The following is a 22,285-nucleotide window of genomic DNA, read 5'->3' on the forward strand; positions in this document are numbered from 1 at the left end:
CAATAATCCTCTACTCATCCCAAGAACGGCCATCTTTTGCTATCAAAGCAACTGATGCTACTGGACCCCAGCTTCCTGCAGGATACGGCTTAGGTTTCTCATTGCTTTGTTCCCATGCCTGGATAATGCCATCTACCCAGCTCCAAGCTTGTTCAACTTCATCACGTCTAACAAACAGTGCTTGGTTACCCAACATTGCTTCCAATAACAAACGCTCATAAGCATCGGCAATACGATCGTTTTTAAAGGTATCGGAGAAACTCAAATCCAGTTTGGTTGTTTGAAGGCGCTGCTTTTGCTCGAGTCCAGGTACCTTGTTCATCATTTGAATCTCAACCCCTTCATGAGGTTGGAGGCGAATAGTTAACTTATTCGGTGGAAGATTGCGATAGCTAGAACGATACAAGTTATGTGGTGGGTTTTTAAAATAAACCACAATCTCAGAGCTCTTAGTTGGCATGCGTTTGCCACTGCGTAAGTAGAATGGAACGCCAGCCCAACGCCAGTTATCAATATCTACGCGCAAAGCAACAAAGGTTTCAGCATTCGACTGAGTATTAGCGCCCTCTTCTTCTAGGTAACCAGGTACTGGCGCACCTTTTAGAAATCCTGAAGAGTATTGACCACGTACGGTGTTTTCATAGATATTGTCAGAATTGATTTCGCGCAGTGATTTAAGCACTTTTACTTTTTCATCACGAATACTGTCTGCATCAAGATTTACTGGTGGGTCCATCGCAACCAAGGTAAGCACTTGTAATAAGTGGTTCTGGATCATGTCACGCATTTGACCGGCTTTATCGAAGTAGCCCCAGCGCCCTTCAATACCCACCTCTTCAGCCACGGTGATCTGTACATGGTCGATGGTACGGTTATCCCATTTAGAGGCAAACAATGAGTTAGCAAAACGCAAGGCAATTAGGTTTTGTACTGTTTCTTTACCGAGATAATGGTCAATTCGGTAAACTTGATTCTCGTTGAAGTAAGCTGAAACTTGATCGTTAATCACTTTAGAAGAAGCGAGATCTGAACCAATGGGCTTTTCGAGGACGACGCGTGTATCAGGGAAAATGAGGTTTTGTTCGTGTAAACAACGGCAGATATCACCAAAAATAGCAGGCGGAGTGGCGAAGTAATTTACCATAACTCGCTTTTCTGGCTCTAATACATCATGGAAAGCGGCGTAGCCTGCAGCATCGGTAAAGTTAGTGCCTATGTAAATGCAGCGTTTCATGAATCGAGGCAAAGTTTCATCACACAATGGCTCTTTGACAAAACTGTTTAAGGCGGTGCTGACTAGCTCTTGATATTCTTCTTGAGTAAATGCATCTTTGGCGACGCCCAAGATTTTAGTTTCATCGTTTAACAAACCCGCTTTATCTAATTGGTAAAGCGAAGGCAGCAACTTACGTCTAGCCAAATCACCCTTGGTACCGAATAGCACAAAATCACAAGCTTTGGCTTCTGGTGTTGTTATGCCCATAGCTGCTAAATCTCCTATTTCGCTGTGTCCACATTTCAATGAGGTTTTCACATGTTTGTTGTAATATAACAACAGAATTTGTTAATTGCATCTAAATTTTATAAAAAAACGCTGTTTTGTAAACTAGCAACAAGCGGTCAATATCTGATATGCTTTTTGTGATTAAATTACTATATCTAGTACAAACTTTAACTAGTAATTGGATCATAATTCGGCATACCAACCAAACTTTAGCACTTTCTAGTTTGGTTCGTTAATGACATAAAAGAATAAATATAATTACATTACTATTGAGTGGATGTACGCATATGAATACCCTAGAAAAGGTTCAAAAGAGCCTAACCCATTTTAGTAAGTCTGAACGCAAAGTGGCCGAGGTTATTTTGGCTTCACCGCAAACAGCCATTCACTCTAGTATCGCCACCTTAGCAAAGATGGCAGACGTCAGTGAACCGACCGTGAATCGCTTTTGCCGACGCCTTGATACTAAAGGCTTTCCAGACTTTAAGCTCCATTTGGCACAGAGCTTAGCCAACGGTACGCCGTACGTTAGCCGTCATGTTGAAGAAGATGATAGCCCTGACTCATATACCACTAAAATTTTTGAGTCTTCAATGGCATCACTGGATACCGCTAGGCAAAGCATGGATACGGCTGCCATCAATAAAGCCGTGGATATCTTAACCCAAGCTAAGAAAATCTCTTTCTTTGGCTTAGGGGCTTCAGCCTCTGTTGCTCACGATGCACAAAACAAATTTTTCCGCTTTAATGTCCCTGTCATTTGCTTTGATGATGTACTGATGCAGCGTATGAGCTGTATCAATAGCACTGAAGGGGATGTTGTGGTGTTAATTTCCCATACGGGGCGTACTAAGTCTCTGATTGATATAGCTAGACTGGCTAGAGAAAATGGCGCAGCAGTTATCGCAATTACCGCGCGAAACTCACCGTTATCAACAGAATGTACCCTTCCAGTCACTATGGAAGTACCTGAAGATACAGACATGTATCTACCTATGGCCTCTAGATTGGCGCAATTAGTGATTATTGACGTACTGGCTACCGGCTTTACCTTAAGACGTGGGCCGAGATTTAGAGAGAGCTTGAAGCGCGTCAAAGAGGTTTTAAAAGAATCTCGTATCGACAAAGATCCGATGATTTAAGACAGTTTAGTAACAAAAGTAAGGCGTAAGGAGTCATCCTTGCGCTTTTTTTTGCTCAAATGAATGAATCTCGTCACAAAATTATAATATTGAAATAGATCAATTTGTTCGTAATTTTCCTACAAAAAATAAGATTCTCTGTTAATATAGGGTTAGATTAATTAAAACTTAACGGAGTATCTCATGTTCCGCAGAACCAAAATTGTTACGACTTTGGGTCCAGCAACCGATAGAGACGATAACTTAAGACGTATCATCAAAGCCGGTGCTAACGTAGTACGTTTAAATTTTTCTCACGGTTCGCCTGAGGATCACTTAAAGCGTGCGACTGATGTTCGTAACATAGCTAAAGAGCTAGGTGTTCATGTTGCTATTCTTGGTGATCTTCAAGGTCCAAAGATCCGAGTATCTACCTTCAAAGACAACAAGAAAGTTCAGCTTAATTTAGGCCAAGCTTTTATCCTAGATGCAGAGTTAGACAAAGGACTTGGTGATGAAAACCAGGTTGGTATTGACTATAAAGCCCTGCCAGAAGATGTCACAATTGGTGATATCCTTATGCTTGATGATGGTCGTGTACAGCTTAAAGTTGAGCGTGTAGAAGGTAAAAAAGTACACACAACAGTTACTGTAGCGGGACCTTTATCTAACAACAAAGGTATCAATAAGAAAGGTGGTGGTTTATCAGCCGCTGCACTTACCGAGAAAGATAAGCAAGATATTGTTACAGCTGCGCAGATTAAAGTGGACTATTTAGCAGTATCTTTCCCTCGTAGCGGTGCTGATCTTAACTATGCTCGAGACCTTGCCCGTCAAGCAGGCAGTAACGCGCTAATCGTCTCTAAAGTAGAGCGCGCTGAAGCTGTAGCCAGTGATGAAGCGATGGATGATGTAATTAAAGCATCTGATGCTGTCATGGTTGCGCGCGGTGATTTAGGCGTCGAAATTGGCGATCCAGCACTTGTAGCCGTACAGAAAAAGCTAATTAGTCGCTCTCGCCAGTTGAACAAGAGCGTGATTACTGCGACTCAAATGATGGAGTCGATGATCAGCAGCCCTATGCCGACTCGTGCAGAAGTCATGGACGTAGCAAATGCCGTGCTAGATGGCACCGATGCGGTAATGCTATCCGCTGAAACTGCAGCAGGTGACTTCCCTGAAGAAACCGTACAAGCAATGGCTAACGTTTGTTTAGGTGCCGAAGCACACCCAAGCGTCCAGGTGTCAAAACATCGCTTAGATGAGAAATTCAGCTCAGTTGAAGAGACCATCGCATTATCAACGATGTATGCCGCTAACCACCTTGAGGGGGTCAAAGCGATTGTTGCATTAACAGAGTCTGGCGCGACGCCGCAGCTAATGAGCCGTATCAGCTCTGCATTGCCAATCTATGCCCTGTCTCGTCATGATGTCACTTTAGCCAAGATGGCACTTTATCGTGGCGTCAAGCCAGTTCACTTTGATTCAACTCAGTGTGCAGCTGATGAGTTAGCTCAAAAAGCGCTTGAAGCGCTATCTCAAAGTGGTGATCTGCAAAGCGGCGACATGGTATTGATGACCAAAGGTGATGCGATGGAGACCATTGGCGGAACGAATACTTGCAAAGTATTAATTGTTGCCTAAAGTCAAAGTCTTAAAAAAAGGAACGCAGCGCGTTCCTTTTTTTATCTTACTTAACCCATTATAAGCTATAGGCTTTCAAAATCATCTACATGTATGGCTGCTAAACGTAGTTCATTTGCATTTACAAGTAGTTGGTATTCATCCTCAGATATCACATCACTGGCTTTGGCCGCGTCAAATAATGCAAGATTAGATAGCTTTCTAGCGACAAGGCCAGATTTTTGCGCCTGCCTTAGCTTGCCATAGATACTTTTACATTGATACTGCGCTAAAAACGCCGCTTCAACTTCAGCAATCCCGCCTTTATCAGCGTCAAAATCTGGACAAAGGAAAGTCAATCTATCACGGGCTGGCCCAGGTTGTAACATAGACTGGCAAAGCTCACTAGCTAACTTATCCGTAGGACCATTAAAGTGATTACCTAATGGGAACATGATCAAACGCATTAACCATGCAACTGGACGATTAGGGAAATTCCTTGTGGCACCCTGCAACGCCGTTGCCGCGCGCTTAAGACGTAATTGCATGACATAATGAACCGCAGGCAAGTCGTCATGTTGACGGCCATTATCCTCAAATAATTTCAATGTCGCAGAGGCTAAATATAACTCACTGAGCACATCACCCATTCTTGCAGACAACATCTCTTTTCGTTTTAAATCACCACCGAGTATTAACATCGATAAGTCAGTCATTAATGCAAGCGCTGATGACATACGTGTCATGTCTTTATAATACTGTTTGGTTTCACCTGATACAGGAGAAGTATTAAACCAGCTTGCAGTCAACGCACTAATAAAAGCACGAATACCGTTGCGCGCAGCGTATCCCATATGACCAAGCAGCAATGAGTCGAAACGCTCTAAGGCATCGGCTTCATTGTCCATTGCAGCAGTTTCCATCTCAGCGAGTACATAAGGGTGACAACGCGTCGCACCTTGACCAAAAATCATTAAGCTTCTGGTCAAAATATTAGCGCCTTCAACCGTGATTGAAATGGGCGTTGCCATATGGCCATGGCCTAAATAGTTTTTTGGACCAAGCTGAATACCTTTGCCTGACTGAATATCCATTGCATCATTCACCACATCACGACCTAATTCGGTCATATGGTATTTTGCAATCGCTGTCACCACAGACGGTTTAACTTTAAGATCGATTCCTGTGGTGGTTAGTCTTCTTGCTGCTTCAAGCTGATAGGTATTTGCGATGATACGTGCTAACGCTTCTTGCACGCCCTCAAATTGACCAATAGCCAGACCAAATTGATGACGAACATAGCTGTAAGCTGTGGTGGTCTTAGTGGCGGTATGCCCTGATGCGGTAGCTAACGCGGGCAAAGAAATGCCCCGCCCTGCAGATAAGCATTCAACCAGCATTCTCCAACCTCTACCAGCGTATTGGGGGCCACCTATAATCCAATCTAATGGAATAAATACATCACTACCTTTGGTGGTGCCGTTCATAAAGCCCATATTTAATGGGTTATGGCGCCGGCCTATTTCTACACCAGGATGATCGGTTGGTATCAATGCGCAAGTAATACCTAAATCTGACTCACCACCTAATAAACCTTCAGGATCGCGCATTTGAAACGCTAAACCTAATACGGTGGCGACTGGCGCTAGGGTGATATAGCGTTTATCCCAAGTCAGTGACAGGCCGAGAACCTCTTCACCTTGGAACTCCTTGCGGCACACTACTCCTTCGTCAGGTATGGCACCGGCATCACTGCCCGCTTCTGGACCAGTCAATGCAAAACATGGAACCGCTTCGCCTTTTGCCAGCTTAGGTAACCAATGGTCGCGCTGCTCTTGAGTCCCATAATGGGTTAGCAGCTCTCCAGGACCTAGCGAGTTGGGTACCATAACCGAGACGGCAGCACTGACACTACGACTCGCCAATTTACTCACAATCGTCGAGTTGGCGTAGGCAGAAAAAGCCTTACCACCGTATTGTTTAGGAATGATCAGTGCAAAAAAGCCTTCGCGTTTAAAGTAATCCCACAACTCAGGAGGCAAATCTTTGCGGTTATGGACGATGTCAAAATCATCAATCATCGACAATGCCGTCATCACTTGATTGTCGATAAACTCTTTTTCTTCAGCGCTTAATTGCGGTTTGCCGTAACTATGCAAGGTATCCCAGTTTGGCTTACCTCTGAACAGCTCACCTTCCCACCAAACATCGCCTGCTTCCATCGCTTCTTTTTCGGTAGCTGAAAGTGGCGGTAGTACTTTCTTAAAAAAACTAAAAACCGGACGCGTTATAAACTGCATCCGGATATTCTTGACTGCAAATAACACGATGATTATCAGTAGCAGTAAAATAAACAGTGTCATACTAGCACTCCTACTCCATTTTAGCGGATATTGGTACAGATACACCCGCTGACAAATAAGGTATGACTTTTCTAATCACATCTTCTATATCATTATGTTCGCCAAAATCAGCTTCTGCAATTTCTGTCAGTGCATCTGCCGATGCCATGGTAAACACTACCGTTCCTAAGGTGAAGTGAAGTCGCCAAAACATTTCAGCAGGCGGAATATGTGGCGCACTGTCGGCAACCGCTTTGACAAACTCTGACAGGTATTCGCCATAGTGAGTAGTGATAAACCAGCGTAAATGACCTTGGCTTTCGATATAGCCACGACCCAGTAATTGCAGGAAGGTGCGAGTTCCTTCTACTTTAAAATCATTTAAATCAAGTAATGGCTGCACAAGTGATGAAAAAATATCGTTGAGTGACGCGCTCTCATCTTGTTGAAGTTTCACTATCGCAGTCGCAGCAGCCGGCATAAACCGATCGAGATAACGAGCTAATACCGCTCTAATCAATTCTTTTTTAGAGCCAAAATGATAATTAACAGACGCTAAGTTGACTTCGGCTTTGCTGGTGATTAGTCGCAATGATGTTTCGGAAAATCCACGTTCAGCAAATAGTTTTTCAGCTGCGTCCAATATTCTTGTTTTTGTGTCGGATCGATTAGCCATTCCATGACCTCTTATTTAAAACGTGCGTTTAAATTAAACACTAGTTCACTTATTGTCAAACATAATTCACACGTCCCCCTGCTTTACACCTTAGTAAGCTCAATTTTTGTCGAAAAACTACAATCACAGGGGGCTGTTGACCTTTAATGGGTTTTGTTGCAATGAGGTTTTACGCTTCTATGCAAAGTGGCGCTGATGATTAGCTCGCTGTTTTACTGTAGTAAACCAATAAAGACATTAAAGCGAATTAAAGCACTGCGCTACCACTCATGATGCTTGTAGAAAGAGCTAGTTGCTTAGCTCGCAAGGCAACTAAATTCGTTGCTTTACACTCAATCCGGTGAGTTCTAAAAATTTCCGCTCGAAAGATAAACAGCACCGCACTAATTTAGGTACACTAGAGTCGAAAATAATAACAAGGATGGAACAAATGATAACAATCCCCTCACGACTATCATTAGTTAGCGCTGCAATCTCAGTGACTTTACTCGCAACAGCTTGTTCGAACCAAAAAGAAAATTTGGCTGAAGAACAAACAAGTAATAGTCCAAATGTTACCCAAGCTGAAGCATTTATCAATGATGCAGAAGCACAGTTGGCTGAGATATCTATTGAACAAAACCGGGCAGAATGGATTTACAGTAATTTCATCACCGAAGATACCGCAGCACTTTCAGCACAAGTTGCCGAAAAGCAAATCGCCACCTCAGTGAAGATTGCAACAGAAGCTGCGGAGTATGCCAATCTGCCATTAGATGCAACCAATCAGCGTAAGCTCAATATTTTACGCAGCTCCTTGGTATTACCTGCGCCACTCGATCCCGCTAAAAATGCAGAACTTGCTAATATCAGTTCCCAACTAAATGGCTTATACGGTAAAGGCAAGTATTGCTTTGACGACGGTCGCTGCTTAACACAACCCGAGCTTTCAGCAATCATGGGAGAATCATCTGATCCCGATCTATTATTAGAGGCTTGGCAAGGCTGGCGCGAGATCGCTAAGCCAATGAGGCCATTATTTGAGCGAGAAATTGAATTAGCCAATGAAGGTGCTAGAGATCTTGGCTTTAAGAATTTATCAGAGCTTTGGCGCAGCCAATACGACATGCAACCCGATGAGTTTTCTGCCGAGCTCGATCGTTTATGGGGCCAGGTTCAACCGCTTTATGAGTCGCTACACTGTTATGTTCGTGGCCGACTCAATGAAAAATATGGTGATGAAGTTGTCGCTAAACAAGGCCCTATTCCAGCTCACCTTTTAGGCAACATGTGGGCACAACAATGGGCAAACGTCTATGACAGTGTCGCACCGGAAAATGCTGATCCTGGTTATGATGTCACTGAACTATTAGCCCAGCATGGATACGATGAAATCCAAATGGTTAAACAAGCTGAGCAGTTCTTTTCATCACTTGGTTTTGAGCCTCTACCAGACACATTTTGGCAACGTTCGCTTTTCGTTCAGCCTAAAGATCGCGACGTAGTTTGCCATGCTTCTGCATGGGATTTGGATAACCTAGATGACATACGTATTAAAATGTGTATCCAAAAAACCGCTGAAGATTTTACGGTTATTCATCATGAGTTAGGCCATAACTATTATCAACGAGCCTATAAATCCCAGCCGTTTATCTTCAAAAATAGCGCTAATGATGGGTTTCATGAAGCGATTGGCGATACCGTAGCACTGAGTATTACACCAAGCTATTTGAAACAGATAGGCTTACTCGATGAAGTGCCCGATGCGTCGAAAGATATCGGCCTACTGCTCAAACAAGCACTCGATAAAGTCGCCTTTATGCCATTTGGCTTAATGATTGATCAATGGCGCTGGAAAGTCTTCAGCGGTGAAATTAAGCCCCAAGACTACAACAAAGCCTGGTGGGAGTTGCGCCAAAAATACCAAGGCGTAATGGCCCCCATCGATCGCAGTGAAAATGACTTTGATCCAGGTGCGAAATATCATGTACCCGGGAATGTGCCTTATACCCGCTACTTTCTAGCGCATATATTGCAATTTCAATTCCATAAAGCACTGTGTGATATCGCGGGTAACCAGGGACCTGTTCATCGATGCAGCATATATGGCAATAAAGCCGCTGGAGAGAAGTTAAATACCATGTTAGAAATGGGCCAAAGCCAACCTTGGCCGCAGGCACTCTCGGTGGTTACCGGCACAGAAAATATGGATGCATCTGCAGTCCTAGACTATTTTGCTCCCCTACAATCATGGCTGGATAAACAAAACCAATCAGCTAACCGTCAATGCGGCTGGTAATTTAATACAGATAGCCTGCAAGTTGCAGGCTATCTTTTTCCGGCCCCTTTATAATTTGTTTCACGCGCAAAATCTCGCTGATTTTCTGACTTTTCTAGCATCACTAACACTGCGCCCGTTGCTCCCATCAATTGCGGTGCACTATGGTATGCCATTACGCCGTCTATCTTACCAAGCCAGTGGTTAACGAAAGACTTCATCAATGCCGCAATGGGTTTATTGTTAACGCCTTTTCCATGGATCACAAGAACATTACGCCATTCCCTAGATTTGGCATGCTCAATAAAGCTAAGTAATTCACTGCGCGCTTTTTCAACACTGTATTGGTGCACGTCTAGGCTCGCTTGAACAGGATAATGACCTAGCTTAAATTGTTTAAATACGCCATTTTGCACGCCATCTTGTTTAAAACTCAATTCATCATCAGGTAGTACCGGCTTAATGTTGGCAACATCAATACTTAAGTCCTGCAGTTTTAACGCAAACTGTGAGCGCTGTAGTTTTATTTGCTGCGACTCACTATCTTGCCGAGTGTGCGGTAATACTGAAGCACTTGGTGAGAGTGGCTTAACATCTGCCATTTCAGCGAGGAACAGCGCTGTATCATTTTCCATCATACGTCCTCCATGCGGCTTAGAACTGAGTAATATACGGTATTGTGATACCAATTTGCAGGGTTTTATAACTTTATGACACTAAATACACACTTTGTTAAGAACTAAAACTTTAGATCAAATGCACCATCAATTATAGTTAGCATAGTATTAGTAACTTTGATGATTCAATGACTGTTTTTAGATCCCTGTTTAAGTTGGTATTTTCAGTATTGGTAATGAGTACAAGTGCCCAAGCTGCCGTTAACGAGCATGAGGCATTGAACCAATTTTATCACCAATTCACTGAAGCCTTTGAACACTTAGACACAGACAAACTGGCCAATGTTTACGCTGAGAATGCCTGCTATATCCCTGAAAGCCAGGGTAAAGAAATCACCATGGGCAAAGACAACATTTTAAAGTTATACAACAAGTTCTTTGGCAAAATTAAGCACAAGAACGCCAAAATAGAAGTAGATTTTAGAGTCATTGAGAGGCAACTCGAACCTCAAAACGCCACAGATATTGGCTACTATCTTATCCGCTTCCATCCACCTGCTGAGGCAGAAGAACCAGTAAGCGAATTTTCAGGCAAATTTGTCAATGTTTTTAAGAAAGAGGCCGACGACCGTTGGGTGTTGACCGTAGACACCAGCAACCGATCAGACCCTTCGTTTTATTTCAATGCCAAACCGTCACCTAACCTATACTATGGGCGTCAATATAGTGCGTTACCAGCCATAGAGAGTGTACAAGCTAAGTGAGCCAACAAACTGAACTCTGCCCCTGTGGCAGGCAACAATCGGGTCTACGCCTCAGTTATCAAACATGTTGCCAGCCCTTTCACACTGTTCAACGTGTTGCCGCAGATCCAGAAACCTTGATGCGCAGCCGTTATAGCGCATTTGTTCTTAAGCAGCACCAATATCTTATTGACACCCATCACCCCAAGCACTTGAATGGCCTAACCAAAGCTGATTTGGACCAGCAAGAACTGACGCAATGGCTAGGTTTACAGGTTATCAACGCAAGCAATCAAACGCCAATAGCACAAGTGACCTTTCAAGCATGGTACTTAGTTGACGGCCATCTCGATGCGATACATGAACAGTCTGATTTTGTTTTTGAAGATCATCGCTGGTGGTACACCACAGGTGAACAGTTTCAAGCGGTAATACCAAAGCGTAACATGGCTTGTATTTGCAACAGCGGCAAAAAGTTTAAGCAGTGTTGCCTAGCGAAAGTATAGATTTACGGGCGAAAATCCAGTACAAAAATTCAACTAGTGAATTAATTGACCTGCCTGCTCTTGACTAAGAAAGGCACTGAAGTCCGCTTCTCTTAACGCAGGGCTATATAAAAACCCTTGTGCCTGATGGCAGAGATGGTCTGCTAAAAATGCTTCTTGCTCTTGGGTCTCTACCCCTTCGGCAGTCAATGAAATGTTTAATGCTGACGCCATAGCAATAATCGCACTGACAATTTCACGGCTTTCATGACTGACACTGAGGTCTGAGATAAATGAGCGATCAATTTTTAGTTTACTGATTGGGAACTGCTTTAAATAGCGCATTGAGCTGTAGCCTGTGCCAAAATCATCAATGGCAAGACCGACACCTAAGTCAGCGAGCTCTTTACACAGGTTAGTGGCATACACGATATCTTCCATTAGTTCCGTTTCAGTAATCTCTAAAATCAAGGTACCAGGCTTGATACGGTATCGCGTTAGCATCTCCCACACTTGGTCGTATAAAGTGCCACTAAAAAACTGCCTAGCAGACACATTAACATGCATGGAAATAGTGACATCATGATGCTGCCATAAGTTAAGTTGGCGACACGCTGCCTCTAAGACCCATTCACCTATCGCCGTTATCATCCCTGTTTGTTCTGCAATATCAATAAAAGCACCAGGATAAAGCACCCCTTTTTTGGGGTGATGCCATCGGATCAACGCCTCCGCGCCAATATAATTTTTACTGCGTAGATCTTTTAATGGCTGATAATACAATTCAAATTCACGGCTTCTCAATGCCGTTTGTAAGTCACGCTCAATCTGGGCATCTTCTTTAAATGCGTTTAACAAGGCATTATTAAACACCTGAATTGCATCAGATTGTTTTTTCTTGGCATATTGAAGCGCGATATCAGCACAGGTTAATGGCGCAAATAGTTGCTCAACAGAAGCGATATCAACAATCGCAATCGCAGGTTTAGGCTCAACATTGTCACGCCCAATCAGAACTGGTAAAGACAATTGGTGATATAACCGCTTTAACATGTAATCTAAATCGCCTTCCTGTACAGACGATTTTAAAATCATGGCAAACTCATCGCTGCCCACTCTGGCAAGTAGGTCAGTTTTGTTTACTCGGGCAAAATGTCTAAGCCTTCTTGCAACTTCAATGAGCAGTTCATCACCTTTTTCATGGCCATAGGTATCATTAAAACGCTTAAAGCCGCGTAGGTCGACTAAAAACAGATGCCCTTCACTGCACTTGTCTAACTCTTTATTAAAATATGATCGGTTATATAAACCGGTTAATGAACAGCGCCAAGCAAGTCTTTCCAAGTCCTTCTTATAGCTCATTTCTTCAGAGCAATCTTCAGCACTGATTAACGCGTAATGGTTTCCCCTTTGCGTTATAAACTGCTTGGCGTTAAACCTAAGCCAATATCGCTCACCATTAGAGCGGGTGATCTCTGTTTCACCCTTGGCCAGCAACCCCTCTTTAACCCGACTTAAAGCTTTGTTTGCCATTTCTGGATGTTGACGGAAAAAATCTAACCGTGTGATAGGTTTTCCAAGCACTTTATTTAGTGGCGTACCAGAGACCTCTTGATGGGCTTGATTGACGTACTCAATAATATCCGTGCGCAAGTTAACTAACATACTAATCTGTTCGGATTGTTCCATCGCACTAGAGAGCAAAGTTAAACGTTCATCTTTTTCATAAGCGTTATGGGTTGCCAACGTTAACGCTAACTGATCGGCTACTTGAGATGCTATGTGAATTTCACTTTCAGTCCAGGCTAAGTAATCTTTACGCTCCAAGTAAAGAACGCCTTCTAAGCGCCCATTTATTCGGATGGCCACTTCGAGACTGGCATTGATACCACGAGTTTTAAAGTAATCGGAAGCAAACTCTGCTAGACGCGGGTCCGACTTAGTGTCATCAGAGGCAATATGACGCTTAGACTTAAGGGCTTGTAGATAATTGGGGCATAAACTCGGAATAGGACGATGGGCACTATGCTTAAACTGCGGGCCATAGGCGGCCACTTCGCGCAGCGTATCTGAGTCTGTACAGATCTCAGACACACCGACGTGTTTAACCGCCAACTGCTGACACAATAATTCTGTCGCCAGTTCTGCTGTACGGGGAAAATCACCTTCTTGTTTTGCCGTGGAGTTAACGATCGACTCCAACAAGTGTTGATAATTTCGCGTCTTCACATATATCCCTAAAAGCGACAGGTCAATATTGCCTGTCAATCACTTCACTCAATTAATTTGACAAAGTATTTAATAATTATATTATTTATTGATAAGTGGACCAGCCTACACGATTTATTTACAAAATGGCAACAGTTAGCTTAATCAATATGCATTAAATATGATTTTCTAGCTGAAAAATCATTTTTTCCGCACTAAATTGAAATTGTAATTTTATTGTCAAATTAGTGTCATTTGATGAAGTGGTCGCTAATACGCCTTCAAAACGTGTTTTAGCTTTGGCTATGATGGCGTCTGCGTCTGACTGGTCTGCTAGTGGATATTCAAGCACTAGCTCTGTGTCGTGTTCATCTATTACCGCGCCGATATCGGCATAACTTCCGCAGTCATTACATGTATCATTAACTAAATCAGATTGACGTTGCTGAATATTTTTCATGGAATATCTCCAATTGACTAAGTGACTATTATATCCAGCTTATATAAATGTATCTATTTGTGTTGATCACAACTAAACAATAATCTCAGTAAATTGCCGCTGATTAGTCAGTTGTTCGGCAAAGTGTGGCACTTGCGTATTCAGCGTTGAGGCCGCTTCTTCAGGATAGAGATAATTTAATTTCGCACGTGGTTCTGCATTGGCAAGCGCCTCACGCATACCACTATCCATATTGCCTCGGTTAACAAAGGCTTCAGGTTTTAAGCTTTGTTGTAAACGAAAGGCTGTTAATCCACCGCGATAGTATTCATCGCTATGATTCACCATTTCATCTTTACCAAACTGTGCAATCAGTTGCTGCTGAGGTGGCATATCAAATTGCGATCGCAACTTTTGTTCTATTTCCTGGCTTGCGTGCTCACCAACAAATTGAGCCATATCACGGGCGTCATTTGACATCAAAGCCAACAATAAGGCGAATTCGCCTCTTCTAGCACCGGATACCGCCACATTTAAGCGTGTGCCTAGATGTGACTCATTGATTAATAACTCATTAGTTCGCATAAAAAAACATCAACAAAACAGCTCGTTGGTATTTTATCGACCGCTTGATCACTAACTTTAGTAAAAAGTTCAAATTGGGTCTTTACAGCGACGACGTTTCTGACTACTATTGCCGCCGCAATTGAGGAGGGGTTCCCGAGTGGCCAAAGGGATCAGACTGTAAATCTGACGGCTCAGCCTTCGAAGGTTCGAATCCTTCTCCCTCCACCATTTGCACACAATTGAATTAAAGATACCCGTGGAGGGGTTCCCGAGTGGCCAAAGGGATCAGACTGTAAATCTGACGGCTCAGCCTTCGAAGGTTCGAATCCTTCTCCCTCCACCATTTGCACACAATTGAATTAAAGATACCCGTGGAGGGGTTCCCGAGTGGCCAAAGGGATCAGACTGTAAATCTGACGGCTCAGCCTTCGAAGGTTCGAATCCTTCTCCCTCCACCACTTTCTTTCCTGCTAATATCTCACCACCTGTATCATTCAGCTTTAATCAAATCCCTTAAATTTTTATTTATCACAATGCAATTTTTGCATAGCAAAAAACTTCAGTCAAAACGGCTGCACTATTTAATTTATTTATACCGCCTCGTTACGCCAATAAAACTTTATTTAACCTAAAAACTACATATTCCGATTATTGTGCTGATATTTTGATAATCAATAAAACTTTTCCGCTAGCTTAAGGTCGTAATTTTAAATCATACCGCCTATACTCATTCACCTTAGTTATTACATATACCTTATAGCTATATACAAGATGCTAAATTAACAATGGAGTCCCAAATGGCCGATCAGTGGGTAAATCAAGCTATTGGAAAAATTGAAGCCGACTTCCAAAGAAGTGCTGATACACACTTAATTAAACTTTCTTTGCCAGCTTTAGAGGGCATTGATATTTATCTTAAAGATGAAAGCACTCACCCAACTGGTAGCCTTAAGCACCGCTTGGCTCGATCGCTATTTTTGTACGGATTATGTAATGGCTGGATAAAACAAGGCACAACGATTATTGAGTCTTCATCTGGCAGCACAGCGGTATCAGAGGCGTATTTCGCCCGTTTGCTTGGCTTACCCTTTATTGCAGTCATGCCCAAATCCACCGCAAAGAAAAAAGTTCAGCAAATCGAATTTTACGGCGGAAAATGTCATTTCGTCGACCACTCAAGTCAAATCTATGCCGAGTCTCAGCGACTGGCTGAGACTTTAGATGGCCACTATATGGATCAATTTACCTATGCCGAGCGCGCCACTGACTGGCGTGGTAACAACAATATTGCCAATGCTATATTCGATCAAATGAAGCGAGAACCCCACCCCGTGCCAACTTGGATAGTAATGAGTCCCGGTACTGGCGGTACCTCAGCGACAATAGGGCGTTATATTCGTTATCAACAGGAGACCACTAAACTTTGTGTTGTCGATCCTGAAAACTCGGTGTTCTATGACTATTATACTAGCGGTGATACAACCATTACCTGCGATAAAGGCAGTCGAATTGAAGGCATTGGTCGACCAAGAGCTGAGCCGTCATTTATCCCTGGCGTTGTTGACCATATGATAAAAGTGGATGATACGGCGTCAATTGCTTGTATTCGATTACTTGAAAAAGCCATCGGCCGCAAAACCGGGCCATCTACAGGCACAAATCTTTATGGCGTGCTAATACTTGCGCAGCAAATGCTAAAGAACAACCAAAAAGGCTCTATCGTTACCTTGCTGTGTGACTCAGGTGAACGTTATCTGGACACTTATTATGATGACAAATGGGTCGAGGAACATATCGGTGATCCCAGCAAATATGAAACCCAATTGAGCCATTTCTTTACTGATAAATAGTCATCGGCAAAAACGAAGCCTTCAAACAGCGATGTTTGAAGGCTTCATTTTATCTATTTTGATGTGATGAGGGAGCTGTCTTACCCTAATCAATGGCGAGATATTTGTGGGTTTGAATTGAAAGTCGCCAATTTCTATCGATACAAGTCCGCATAGCTAACTCAGTCGCTCTTGGTTTTTGACTGATGGGCTGTAAACACATCACCTTGTTGGTTATATCAATATTTTCAAGCAGCGCGTCTAACTCCTCTACATGACGCATTATAGCAACTGGGTGTTTAATCTCATCAGCTCTTTGTAGAGCATCACCTCTAACCTCCATCCCTGCACGCATATTCACTTTCGGAGAGACCGTCACCCAAGTCCTGTCCGAACAGTTAACTTCAAACGTACCACTGGTTTCAATTTGACATTGATAGCCAGCAGATTCCAACTCTGAAGTCAGCTGCTTAAGATCATACATGCAAGGTTCACCTCCAGTGATCACGACATGCTTTGCAGTAAACCCTTTGGCTTGTAATTGGCTGATTAACGCCTCTGGCTCCATATCACACCAACGACCAACGGTGCCATCGACCTGAATGACCTGCTCTTGGGTCACTTTATTTTTTGGTAACTTTTCCCAAGTATGCTGTGTATCGCACCACGCACAGCCAACGGGGCAGCCTTGTAATCGAATAAAAATTGCAGGTACGCCGGTGAAAAAGCCCTCACCTTGGATGGTTTCAAATACTTCGTTTACAGGATAATGCATAACAACCTCTATTGCTTGGGCGGCTTTTATAGAAGATTTTGGCGCAACAAGCAAGTTTTCAAACCAAGCTTAAGTCATTCAATTGCCAGCGCTGGCACCTATCGAAAGGTTACAAGCAAGCTCACGTCAGTTACACTATGGCAAAAATTTTTAGTAATGAGTCATTATGTCAAAAGCTGTCGTGGTTTTTAGTGGAGGTCAAGACTCCACAACATGTTTAGTACAAGCACTCACCCAATACGATGAAGTGCATGCAATCACCTTTGACTACGGTCAACGTCATCGCCAGGAAATAGAGGTTGCTAAAGCCCTAGCAGCACAGCTTGGCGTTAAAAGTCATAAGGTACTTGATGTCACTATGCTCAATGAGTTAGCCATATCCGCTCTAACCAGAGACGATATTCCTGTTTCAAATGAACTAATGGATAATGGACTACCCAATACATTTGTTCCTGGCCGCAATATTTTGTTTCTGACTTTAGCTGGGATATATGCATATCAACTCGGCGCAAAAGCGGTTATTACAGGGGTCTGTGAAACTGATTTTTCAGGCTATCCAGACTGCAGGGACGCGTTTATTAAAGCCATGCAGTCTGCCTTAGAGCAAGGTATGGATCGGCAGTTATCTCTAGTGACGCCGTTAATGTGGCTCAATAAAGCCCAAACCTGGGCTCTGGCCGACAAATATCAACAGCTAGATCTCGTCAAAGATAACACGCTCACCTGTTATAACGGCAAAATAGGTACGGGTTGTGGCACCTGCCCTGCGTGCTTACTGAGACAAAAAGGCCTTGATGACTACCTCGATAACAAAACTGCGGTCATGGCCGAACTGGAAGAAAAGGTAGATCTTTGAAAGCGCTGCAGTCTAGCTTTGCAACAACGCTGATCATCTCTTTGCTATGTATAGGGTTATTTATACTCCCTGTAAGTGACGTGCTTAACTACCAACGCTATGAAATAGCGAACGGCGAATGGTGGCGATTAGTAACGGGAAATTTTTTGCATACTAATCACTGGCATTTATTAATGAATTTAGCAGGTATGTGGATTATTACCCTACTTCACGCTCAATTCTACACTGCTAAGTGGTTAGCGTTGCTGTTTTTCCTATTAGCTGTATTAGAGGGGCTAGGTTTATACCTGCTGTTTCCAAATTTAATCGGCTACGTTGGCTTAAGCGGAATTTTGCATGGATTCTTTACCTTTGGTGCTTTGAAAGAAATTCAAACTAAGATGAAAGCAGGCTACCTATTGTTAGGTGGCGTAATAGCAAAAGTTGCCTATGAGCAGTATTTTGGTGCGACTGAGGAAGTATCAAATATTATCAACGCAAGAGTTGCTACAGAGTCACATTTGATTGGGGTTATTGCGGGCATCATTGTATTTGTGGGCTACTATATTGCCACGACCTTGAATAACAAATCACGAATCACTCAGTAATGTTAAGAGGAAGCCTTATGCTTCCTCTTATTATTTTAAACCTAAGCTTTTATAAGTGCTTCTCGAAGTTGCTTAACTTCATCCCTTAACGCTGCAGCTTGTTCAAATTCCAAGTTCTTAGCATGTTCGTGCATCTGCTTCTCTAACGCGTCAATACGGTGACTTAAACTTGCAGCATCATCCACAGAATAGCTTGCTTTTGGACTGGCAACTTTGCGCGATATGTCATTTACCGACTTAGGTTGTTCAACACTTTCGCCAATATCCATTACATCGGTTATTTTCTTCACAACGCCTTTTGGCACAATACCGTTATCTAAGTTAAATTGATGCTGTTTAGCTCGGCGACGCTCTGTTTCCCCCATGGCTTTTTTCATCGAATCGGTAATGCGATCGGCGTATAAAATGACTTTACCATTTACATTTCGCGCCGCGCGACCAATAGTCTGGATTAAAGAACGCTCAGAACGTAAAAAGCCTTCTTTATCCGCATCAAGAATACACACTAAGGAGACCTCGGGCATATCTAAGCCTTCCCTTAGCAAGTTAATCCCAACCAATACATCAAACTTACCTAAGCGAAGATCGCGAATGATCTCGACCCTTTCAACAGTATCAATATCTGAATGTAAATAGCGTACCTTTACCCCATGTTCATCTAGATACTCAGTCAGATCTTCTGCCATGCGCTTGGTTAAGGTCGTGACTAGAACACGCTCATTAACCGCCACCCTTTTACCGACCTCTGATAATAAGTCATCAACCTGTATAGCAACCGGCCTTACTTCAATTTCAGGATCGAGTAACCCTGTAGGGCGCACGACTTGCTCAGCAACCTCACCTTCACTCTTATCCATTTCATAAGTGCTAGGTGTTGCTGATACAAAAATGGTTTGTGGCATTAAGGATTCAAACTCTTCGAACTTTAATGGCCGGTTATCCAAGGCGGACGGCAAGCGGAAGCCATACTCAACCAAGTTCATCTTGCGAGAACGGTCGCCTTTATACATGGCACCGATTTGTGGCACGGTCACATGGCTTTCATCAATAATCAGTAAACCATCCGCTGGTAGGTAATCGAGTAAGGTCGGTGGCCCCTCTCCGGGTCTGCGACCAGACAAGTAACGTGAGTAGTTTTCAATACCTGAACAATAACCCAGCTCAGTCATCATTTCGATATCATACTGGACGCGTTCTGTAACGCGTTGCGCTTCAATCAACTTATTATTATCCAGAAGATACTGGCGCCTTTCGCGAAGTTCTTGTTTGATTTCCTCCGTTGCTGCCAATACTTTTTCTCTAGGGGTGACATAATGACTTTTTGGGTAAACAGTCGTTCTGGCAATACGTTGCGTAATATGCCCGGTTAATGGATCAAAAAGACTCAATCTTTCTATTTCATCATCAAATAACTCAACGCGAATGGCATCTCGGTCAGATTCGGCGGGAAATATGTCTATCACTTCACCTCTAACACGGAAAGTACCCCGCTGAAGCTCAATATCATTACGGGTATACTGCAACTCACTTAAGCGCGTTAAAATATCCCGCTGCCCCATAAAATCGCCTTGGCGCAGGTGAAGTAACATCTTCATATAAGAATCAGGATCACCAAGACCATAAATGGCAGATACGGATGCAATTAACACCACATCCTTACGCTCAAGTAAGGCCTTAGTCGCCGACAAACGCATTTGTTCAATATGCGCGTTTACCGAAGCATCTTTCTCAATGAAAGTATTGGTAGATGGGACATACGCCTCTGGCTGGTAATAATCGTAGTATGAAACGAAGTACTCCACCGCATTGTTAGGAAAGAACTCCTTCATCTCTCCATAAAGTTGCGCCGCTAATGTTTTATTGGGCGCCATGATGATAGTTGGACGCGACATCTGCTGAATCACGTTGGCGATCGTAAAAGTTTTACCTGAACCTGTGACCCCAAGTAGGGTTTGACTGGCAAGTCCATCGTGTAACCCGTCGACGAGTTTCTTGATTGCGGTAGGCTGATCACCAGCTGGGGTATATTGTGACGCTAATTCAAATTGAGTCTCGCTCACGCAAATTCGCTCCTTACTAGACCAAAAACCATTTTAATCGACACCAACAGCTAATGCCATCGTTTTGGCACCGCGTACCTTAAGTAAATGACAAATTGATGATGAAAAAATGAAAGTTTTACACAATACATAAAAGTAAGCGGCAATGCTTAAAAAAGCGCCACATAACGGCTAAAACAAGCAAATTAATACACAGAAAAGCATTGAGAAACTGTTACATATTCGCAACAGGATAACGCAGCGAAAAAAATAGTTGTTGATTTTTATAATTTGTTGTTTTTTAAAAGGTTAATTTTTAACCAACAAAAGTGTTCAATTTAAGTCCAATGCTGATGTTACAAGGGTTTGAAACACATTTTTAAACAAAACCCACAGGTTTATCCACAGATTTAGTGGATAACTCTCACAAGGCCCGATTTGACGGGACTTTAGCGACCATTAGCAACTAATGAACTGCCAAACCCTGTCGATGTAATTTTATTACATTTGAAACTTTGCTTTCATTGAAAGCGCTTTCCTTGCGCTTATTTATCCTTATAAACTGCGATAAAGACATCGAGAGCGTAAGCAGGTAATATTCAGAGGGTTTAGAACTCAAACACAAGATAATCGAGTAACTGATGACCTAATAAAGCTGATGGTCTGTATTCAGTGGCGTTAATAGTCTCATTACCTCCCAAATAACTCGTTATAGATATACACGCGATATTACAGTGAGGCTTATCTTTAAGTAAAAGATAACTCATAGCGCTCCTACTTATTGTAGGTACCGGCATTGCAATCTTTACTTTCACTTTCTAAGTTAACTTTTTCTTCTATCCTTAATTTCCATCAGGCACGGCTCTGCATAAATCATTTATCTCTATGCCCTTGCTTCCCCCTTGCGCTATTGACTATTTCTACAACAGCCTGCTGACAGTAAACTCATATCAAAGGTCTATACATAGGATAGATTCGCTTAGAACCTAAACCTTATTAAAAATGCTGCTGTAAGCAAATACATCAATGCTATCTATCTCTAAGCACGAAAGAAAAGTATACTTGATAACCAATTTGGCTGTTAAGACGCCAGGATGCACATTAGATGAGCACTTAACAGCATAATTACACTTTTTTTTAATTGCTGAGTTGACTCGAAATCAAGAGCGCTTTAATATGCGCTCCGTCTTCAACGACGAGTTGCTTTAACGATTCCCCTGTAGTTCAGTTGGTAGAACGGCGGACTGTTAATCCGTATGTCACTGGTTCGAGTCCAGTCTGGGGAGCCAAAGCAATTAAAAAGTTAAAGACAAACAGGTAGTTACCTGAAAAATGCGATTCCCCTGTAGTTCAGTTGGTAGAACGGCGGACTGTTAATCCGTATGTCACTGGTTCGAGTCCAGTCTGGGGAGCCAATTTTTTAAAGTTGAATAATGCGATTCCCCTGTAGTTCAGTTGGTAGAACGGCGGACTGTTAATCCGTATGTCACTGGTTCGAGTCCAGTCTGGGGAGCCAATTATTTAACAATGAAGTCAATATCGCTTCCCCTGTAGTTCAGTTGGTAGAACGGCGGACTGTTAATCCGTATGTCACTGGTTCGAGTCCAGTCTGGGGAG

General features: G+C 42.8%; 17 protein-coding genes and 7 tRNA genes. 15 read left to right on the forward strand and 9 right to left on the reverse strand.

Annotated elements, in window-relative coordinates; all coding sequences use genetic code 11:
* Positions 1-10 precede the first annotated feature (10 nt).
* Positions 11-1,483, reverse strand: coding sequence for a glucose-6-phosphate dehydrogenase (gene zwf, locus ACHUFW_RS07135; RefSeq protein WP_394201797.1), 1,473 nt, complete (start codon positions 1,481-1,483; stop codon positions 11-13).
* A gap of 308 nt (positions 1,484-1,791) precedes the next feature.
* Between zwf and ACHUFW_RS07140 the strand changes: the two genes are divergently transcribed.
* Both ACHUFW_RS07140 and pyk read left to right on the forward strand, forming a co-directional pair.
* Positions 1,792-2,646 carry a MurR/RpiR family transcriptional regulator gene (locus ACHUFW_RS07140; protein ID WP_394201799.1) on the forward strand — a complete coding sequence of 285 codons (855 nt, stop codon included), beginning with the start codon at positions 1,792-1,794 and terminating at the stop codon, positions 2,644-2,646.
* Between the two features lie 183 nt (positions 2,647-2,829).
* Complete coding sequence (pyk, locus tag ACHUFW_RS07145; protein ID WP_394201801.1) at positions 2,830-4,269, forward strand: pyruvate kinase; 1,440 nt, start codon at positions 2,830-2,832, stop codon at positions 4,267-4,269.
* 65 nt (positions 4,270-4,334) lie between these two features.
* On the opposite strand, the gene ACHUFW_RS07150 is transcribed toward pyk, so the two are convergent.
* Both ACHUFW_RS07150 and psrA read right to left on the reverse strand, forming a co-directional pair.
* On the reverse strand, positions 4,335-6,611 hold the full coding sequence (locus tag ACHUFW_RS07150; RefSeq protein WP_394201802.1) for an acyl-CoA dehydrogenase: 2,277 nt from the start codon (positions 6,609-6,611) through the stop codon (positions 4,335-4,337).
* A 10-nt stretch (positions 6,612-6,621) separates the two neighbouring features.
* Positions 6,622-7,266, reverse strand: coding sequence for a TetR family transcriptional repressor PsrA (psrA, locus tag ACHUFW_RS07155; protein ID WP_394201803.1), 645 nt, complete (start codon positions 7,264-7,266; stop codon positions 6,622-6,624).
* Positions 7,267-7,696: 430 nt separating this feature from the next.
* Here psrA and ACHUFW_RS07160 point away from each other — a divergent pair, with 430 nt between their 5' ends.
* Positions 7,697-9,544 carry a M2 family metallopeptidase gene (locus tag ACHUFW_RS07160; protein ID WP_394201805.1) on the forward strand — a complete coding sequence of 616 codons (1,848 nt, stop codon included), beginning with the start codon at positions 7,697-7,699 and terminating at the stop codon, positions 9,542-9,544.
* A 29-nt stretch (positions 9,545-9,573) separates the two neighbouring features.
* Here ACHUFW_RS07160 and smrA read toward each other — a convergent pair whose 3' ends face one another.
* The gene (smrA, locus tag ACHUFW_RS07165; protein ID WP_394201806.1) at positions 9,574-10,161 is read right to left on the reverse strand and encodes a DNA endonuclease SmrA; all 588 of its coding nucleotides are present in this window, start codon (positions 10,159-10,161) and stop codon (positions 9,574-9,576) included.
* 215 nt (positions 10,162-10,376) lie between these two features.
* Between smrA and ACHUFW_RS07170 the strand changes: the two genes are divergently transcribed.
* The gene (locus tag ACHUFW_RS07170; protein ID WP_394201807.1) at positions 10,377-10,904 is read left to right on the forward strand and encodes a YybH family protein; all 528 of its coding nucleotides are present in this window, start codon (positions 10,377-10,379) and stop codon (positions 10,902-10,904) included.
* Positions 10,901-11,389 carry a YchJ family protein gene (locus tag ACHUFW_RS07175; RefSeq protein ID WP_394201809.1) on the forward strand — a complete coding sequence of 163 codons (489 nt, stop codon included), beginning with the start codon at positions 10,901-10,903 and terminating at the stop codon, positions 11,387-11,389. Before ACHUFW_RS07170 ends, ACHUFW_RS07175 begins: the two co-directional genes overlap by 4 nt.
* A gap of 33 nt (positions 11,390-11,422) precedes the next feature.
* Here the strand turns inward: ACHUFW_RS07175 and ACHUFW_RS07180 are convergent, their stop codons facing one another.
* The 3 genes from ACHUFW_RS07180 to ACHUFW_RS07190 form a co-directional block, all read right to left on the reverse strand.
* A complete protein-coding gene (locus tag ACHUFW_RS07180; protein ID WP_394201811.1) occupies positions 11,423-13,597 on the reverse strand; it encodes a sensor domain-containing phosphodiesterase in 2,175 nt (724 codons plus the stop codon).
* Positions 13,598-13,751: 154 nt separating this feature from the next.
* Entirely contained in the window at positions 13,752-14,036 is a 285-nt protein-coding gene (locus ACHUFW_RS07185) for a DUF406 family protein (RefSeq protein ID WP_394201813.1), read from the reverse strand.
* 72 nt (positions 14,037-14,108) lie between these two features.
* The gene (locus tag ACHUFW_RS07190; RefSeq protein WP_394201815.1) at positions 14,109-14,600 is read right to left on the reverse strand and encodes a VC2046/SO_2500 family protein; all 492 of its coding nucleotides are present in this window, start codon (positions 14,598-14,600) and stop codon (positions 14,109-14,111) included.
* Between the two features lie 125 nt (positions 14,601-14,725).
* On the opposite strand from ACHUFW_RS07190, the gene ACHUFW_RS07195 reads away from it, so the two are divergent.
* The 4 genes from ACHUFW_RS07195 to ACHUFW_RS07210 all read left to right on the forward strand — a co-directional run bounded on the left by ACHUFW_RS07195 (position 14,726) and on the right by ACHUFW_RS07210 (position 16,432).
* Positions 14,726-14,810: transfer RNA gene (locus ACHUFW_RS07195), tRNA-Tyr, on the forward strand.
* Positions 14,811-14,840: 30 nt separating this feature from the next.
* Positions 14,841-14,925, forward strand: a tRNA-Tyr gene (locus ACHUFW_RS07200).
* Between the two features lie 30 nt (positions 14,926-14,955).
* Positions 14,956-15,040: transfer RNA gene (locus ACHUFW_RS07205), tRNA-Tyr, on the forward strand.
* A gap of 339 nt (positions 15,041-15,379) precedes the next feature.
* Positions 15,380-16,432, forward strand: coding sequence for a PLP-dependent cysteine synthase family protein (locus ACHUFW_RS07210; RefSeq protein WP_394201817.1), 1,053 nt, complete (start codon positions 15,380-15,382; stop codon positions 16,430-16,432).
* Between the two features lie 85 nt (positions 16,433-16,517).
* On the opposite strand, the gene queE is transcribed toward ACHUFW_RS07210, so the two are convergent.
* On the reverse strand, positions 16,518-17,186 hold the full coding sequence (gene queE / locus ACHUFW_RS07215; protein WP_394201818.1) for a 7-carboxy-7-deazaguanine synthase QueE: 669 nt from the start codon (positions 17,184-17,186) through the stop codon (positions 16,518-16,520).
* A gap of 166 nt (positions 17,187-17,352) precedes the next feature.
* Between queE and queC the strand changes: the two genes are divergently transcribed.
* The gene (gene queC / locus ACHUFW_RS07220) at positions 17,353-18,042 is read left to right on the forward strand and encodes a 7-cyano-7-deazaguanine synthase QueC (protein WP_394201819.1); all 690 of its coding nucleotides are present in this window, start codon (positions 17,353-17,355) and stop codon (positions 18,040-18,042) included.
* A gap of 80 nt (positions 18,043-18,122) precedes the next feature.
* On the forward strand, positions 18,123-18,629 hold the full coding sequence (gene rrtA / locus ACHUFW_RS07225; protein WP_394202252.1) for a rhombosortase: 507 nt from the start codon (positions 18,123-18,125) through the stop codon (positions 18,627-18,629).
* Between the two features lie 41 nt (positions 18,630-18,670).
* Here the strand turns inward: rrtA and uvrB are convergent, their stop codons facing one another.
* Positions 18,671-20,689: an excinuclease ABC subunit UvrB gene (uvrB, locus tag ACHUFW_RS07230; RefSeq protein WP_394201820.1), complete on the reverse strand. Its 2,019-nt coding sequence runs from the start codon at positions 20,687-20,689 to the stop codon at positions 18,671-18,673.
* A 1,192-nt stretch (positions 20,690-21,881) separates the two neighbouring features.
* Here uvrB and ACHUFW_RS07235 point away from each other — a divergent pair.
* The 4 genes from ACHUFW_RS07235 (at position 21,882) to ACHUFW_RS07250 (ending at position 22,285) form a co-directional block, all read left to right on the forward strand.
* Positions 21,882-21,957: transfer RNA gene (locus ACHUFW_RS07235), tRNA-Asn, on the forward strand.
* 50 nt (positions 21,958-22,007) lie between these two features.
* Positions 22,008-22,083, forward strand: a tRNA-Asn gene (locus ACHUFW_RS07240).
* Between the two features lie 25 nt (positions 22,084-22,108).
* Positions 22,109-22,184: transfer RNA gene (locus ACHUFW_RS07245), tRNA-Asn, on the forward strand.
* A 28-nt stretch (positions 22,185-22,212) separates the two neighbouring features.
* Positions 22,213-22,285 (forward strand) — tRNA-Asn (locus ACHUFW_RS07250).

Source organism: Shewanella waksmanii (assembly GCF_043643685.1).
GTDB lineage: Bacteria > Pseudomonadota > Gammaproteobacteria > Enterobacterales > Shewanellaceae > Shewanella > Shewanella waksmanii_A.

What these genes read in the sequence shown, in the direction of transcription:
- zwf (WP_394201797.1), bottom strand. Translation starts at nt 1,483, where the DNA reads ATGGGCATAACAACACCAGAAGCCAAAGCTTGTGATTTTGTGCTATTC.
- ACHUFW_RS07140 (WP_394201799.1), top strand. Translation starts at nt 1,792, where the DNA reads ATGAATACCCTAGAAAAGGTTCAAAAGAGCCTAACCCATTTTAGTAAG.
- pyk (WP_394201801.1), top strand. Translation starts at nt 2,830, where the DNA reads ATGTTCCGCAGAACCAAAATTGTTACGACTTTGGGTCCAGCAACCGAT.
- ACHUFW_RS07150 (WP_394201802.1), bottom strand. Translation starts at nt 6,611, where the DNA reads ATGACACTGTTTATTTTACTGCTACTGATAATCATCGTGTTATTTGCA.
- psrA (WP_394201803.1), bottom strand. Translation starts at nt 7,266, where the DNA reads ATGGCTAATCGATCCGACACAAAAACAAGAATATTGGACGCAGCTGAA.
- ACHUFW_RS07160 (WP_394201805.1), top strand. Translation starts at nt 7,697, where the DNA reads ATGATAACAATCCCCTCACGACTATCATTAGTTAGCGCTGCAATCTCA.
- smrA (WP_394201806.1), bottom strand. Translation starts at nt 10,161, where the DNA reads ATGATGGAAAATGATACAGCGCTGTTCCTCGCTGAAATGGCAGATGTT.
- ACHUFW_RS07170 (WP_394201807.1), top strand. Translation starts at nt 10,377, where the DNA reads ATGAGTACAAGTGCCCAAGCTGCCGTTAACGAGCATGAGGCATTGAAC.
- ACHUFW_RS07185 (WP_394201813.1), bottom strand. Translation starts at nt 14,036, where the DNA reads ATGAAAAATATTCAGCAACGTCAATCTGATTTAGTTAATGATACATGT.
- ACHUFW_RS07190 (WP_394201815.1), bottom strand. Translation starts at nt 14,600, where the DNA reads ATGCGAACTAATGAGTTATTAATCAATGAGTCACATCTAGGCACACGC.
- ACHUFW_RS07210 (WP_394201817.1), top strand. Translation starts at nt 15,380, where the DNA reads ATGGCCGATCAGTGGGTAAATCAAGCTATTGGAAAAATTGAAGCCGAC.
- queE (WP_394201818.1), bottom strand. Translation starts at nt 17,186, where the DNA reads ATGCATTATCCTGTAAACGAAGTATTTGAAACCATCCAAGGTGAGGGC.
- queC (WP_394201819.1), top strand. Translation starts at nt 17,353, where the DNA reads ATGTCAAAAGCTGTCGTGGTTTTTAGTGGAGGTCAAGACTCCACAACA.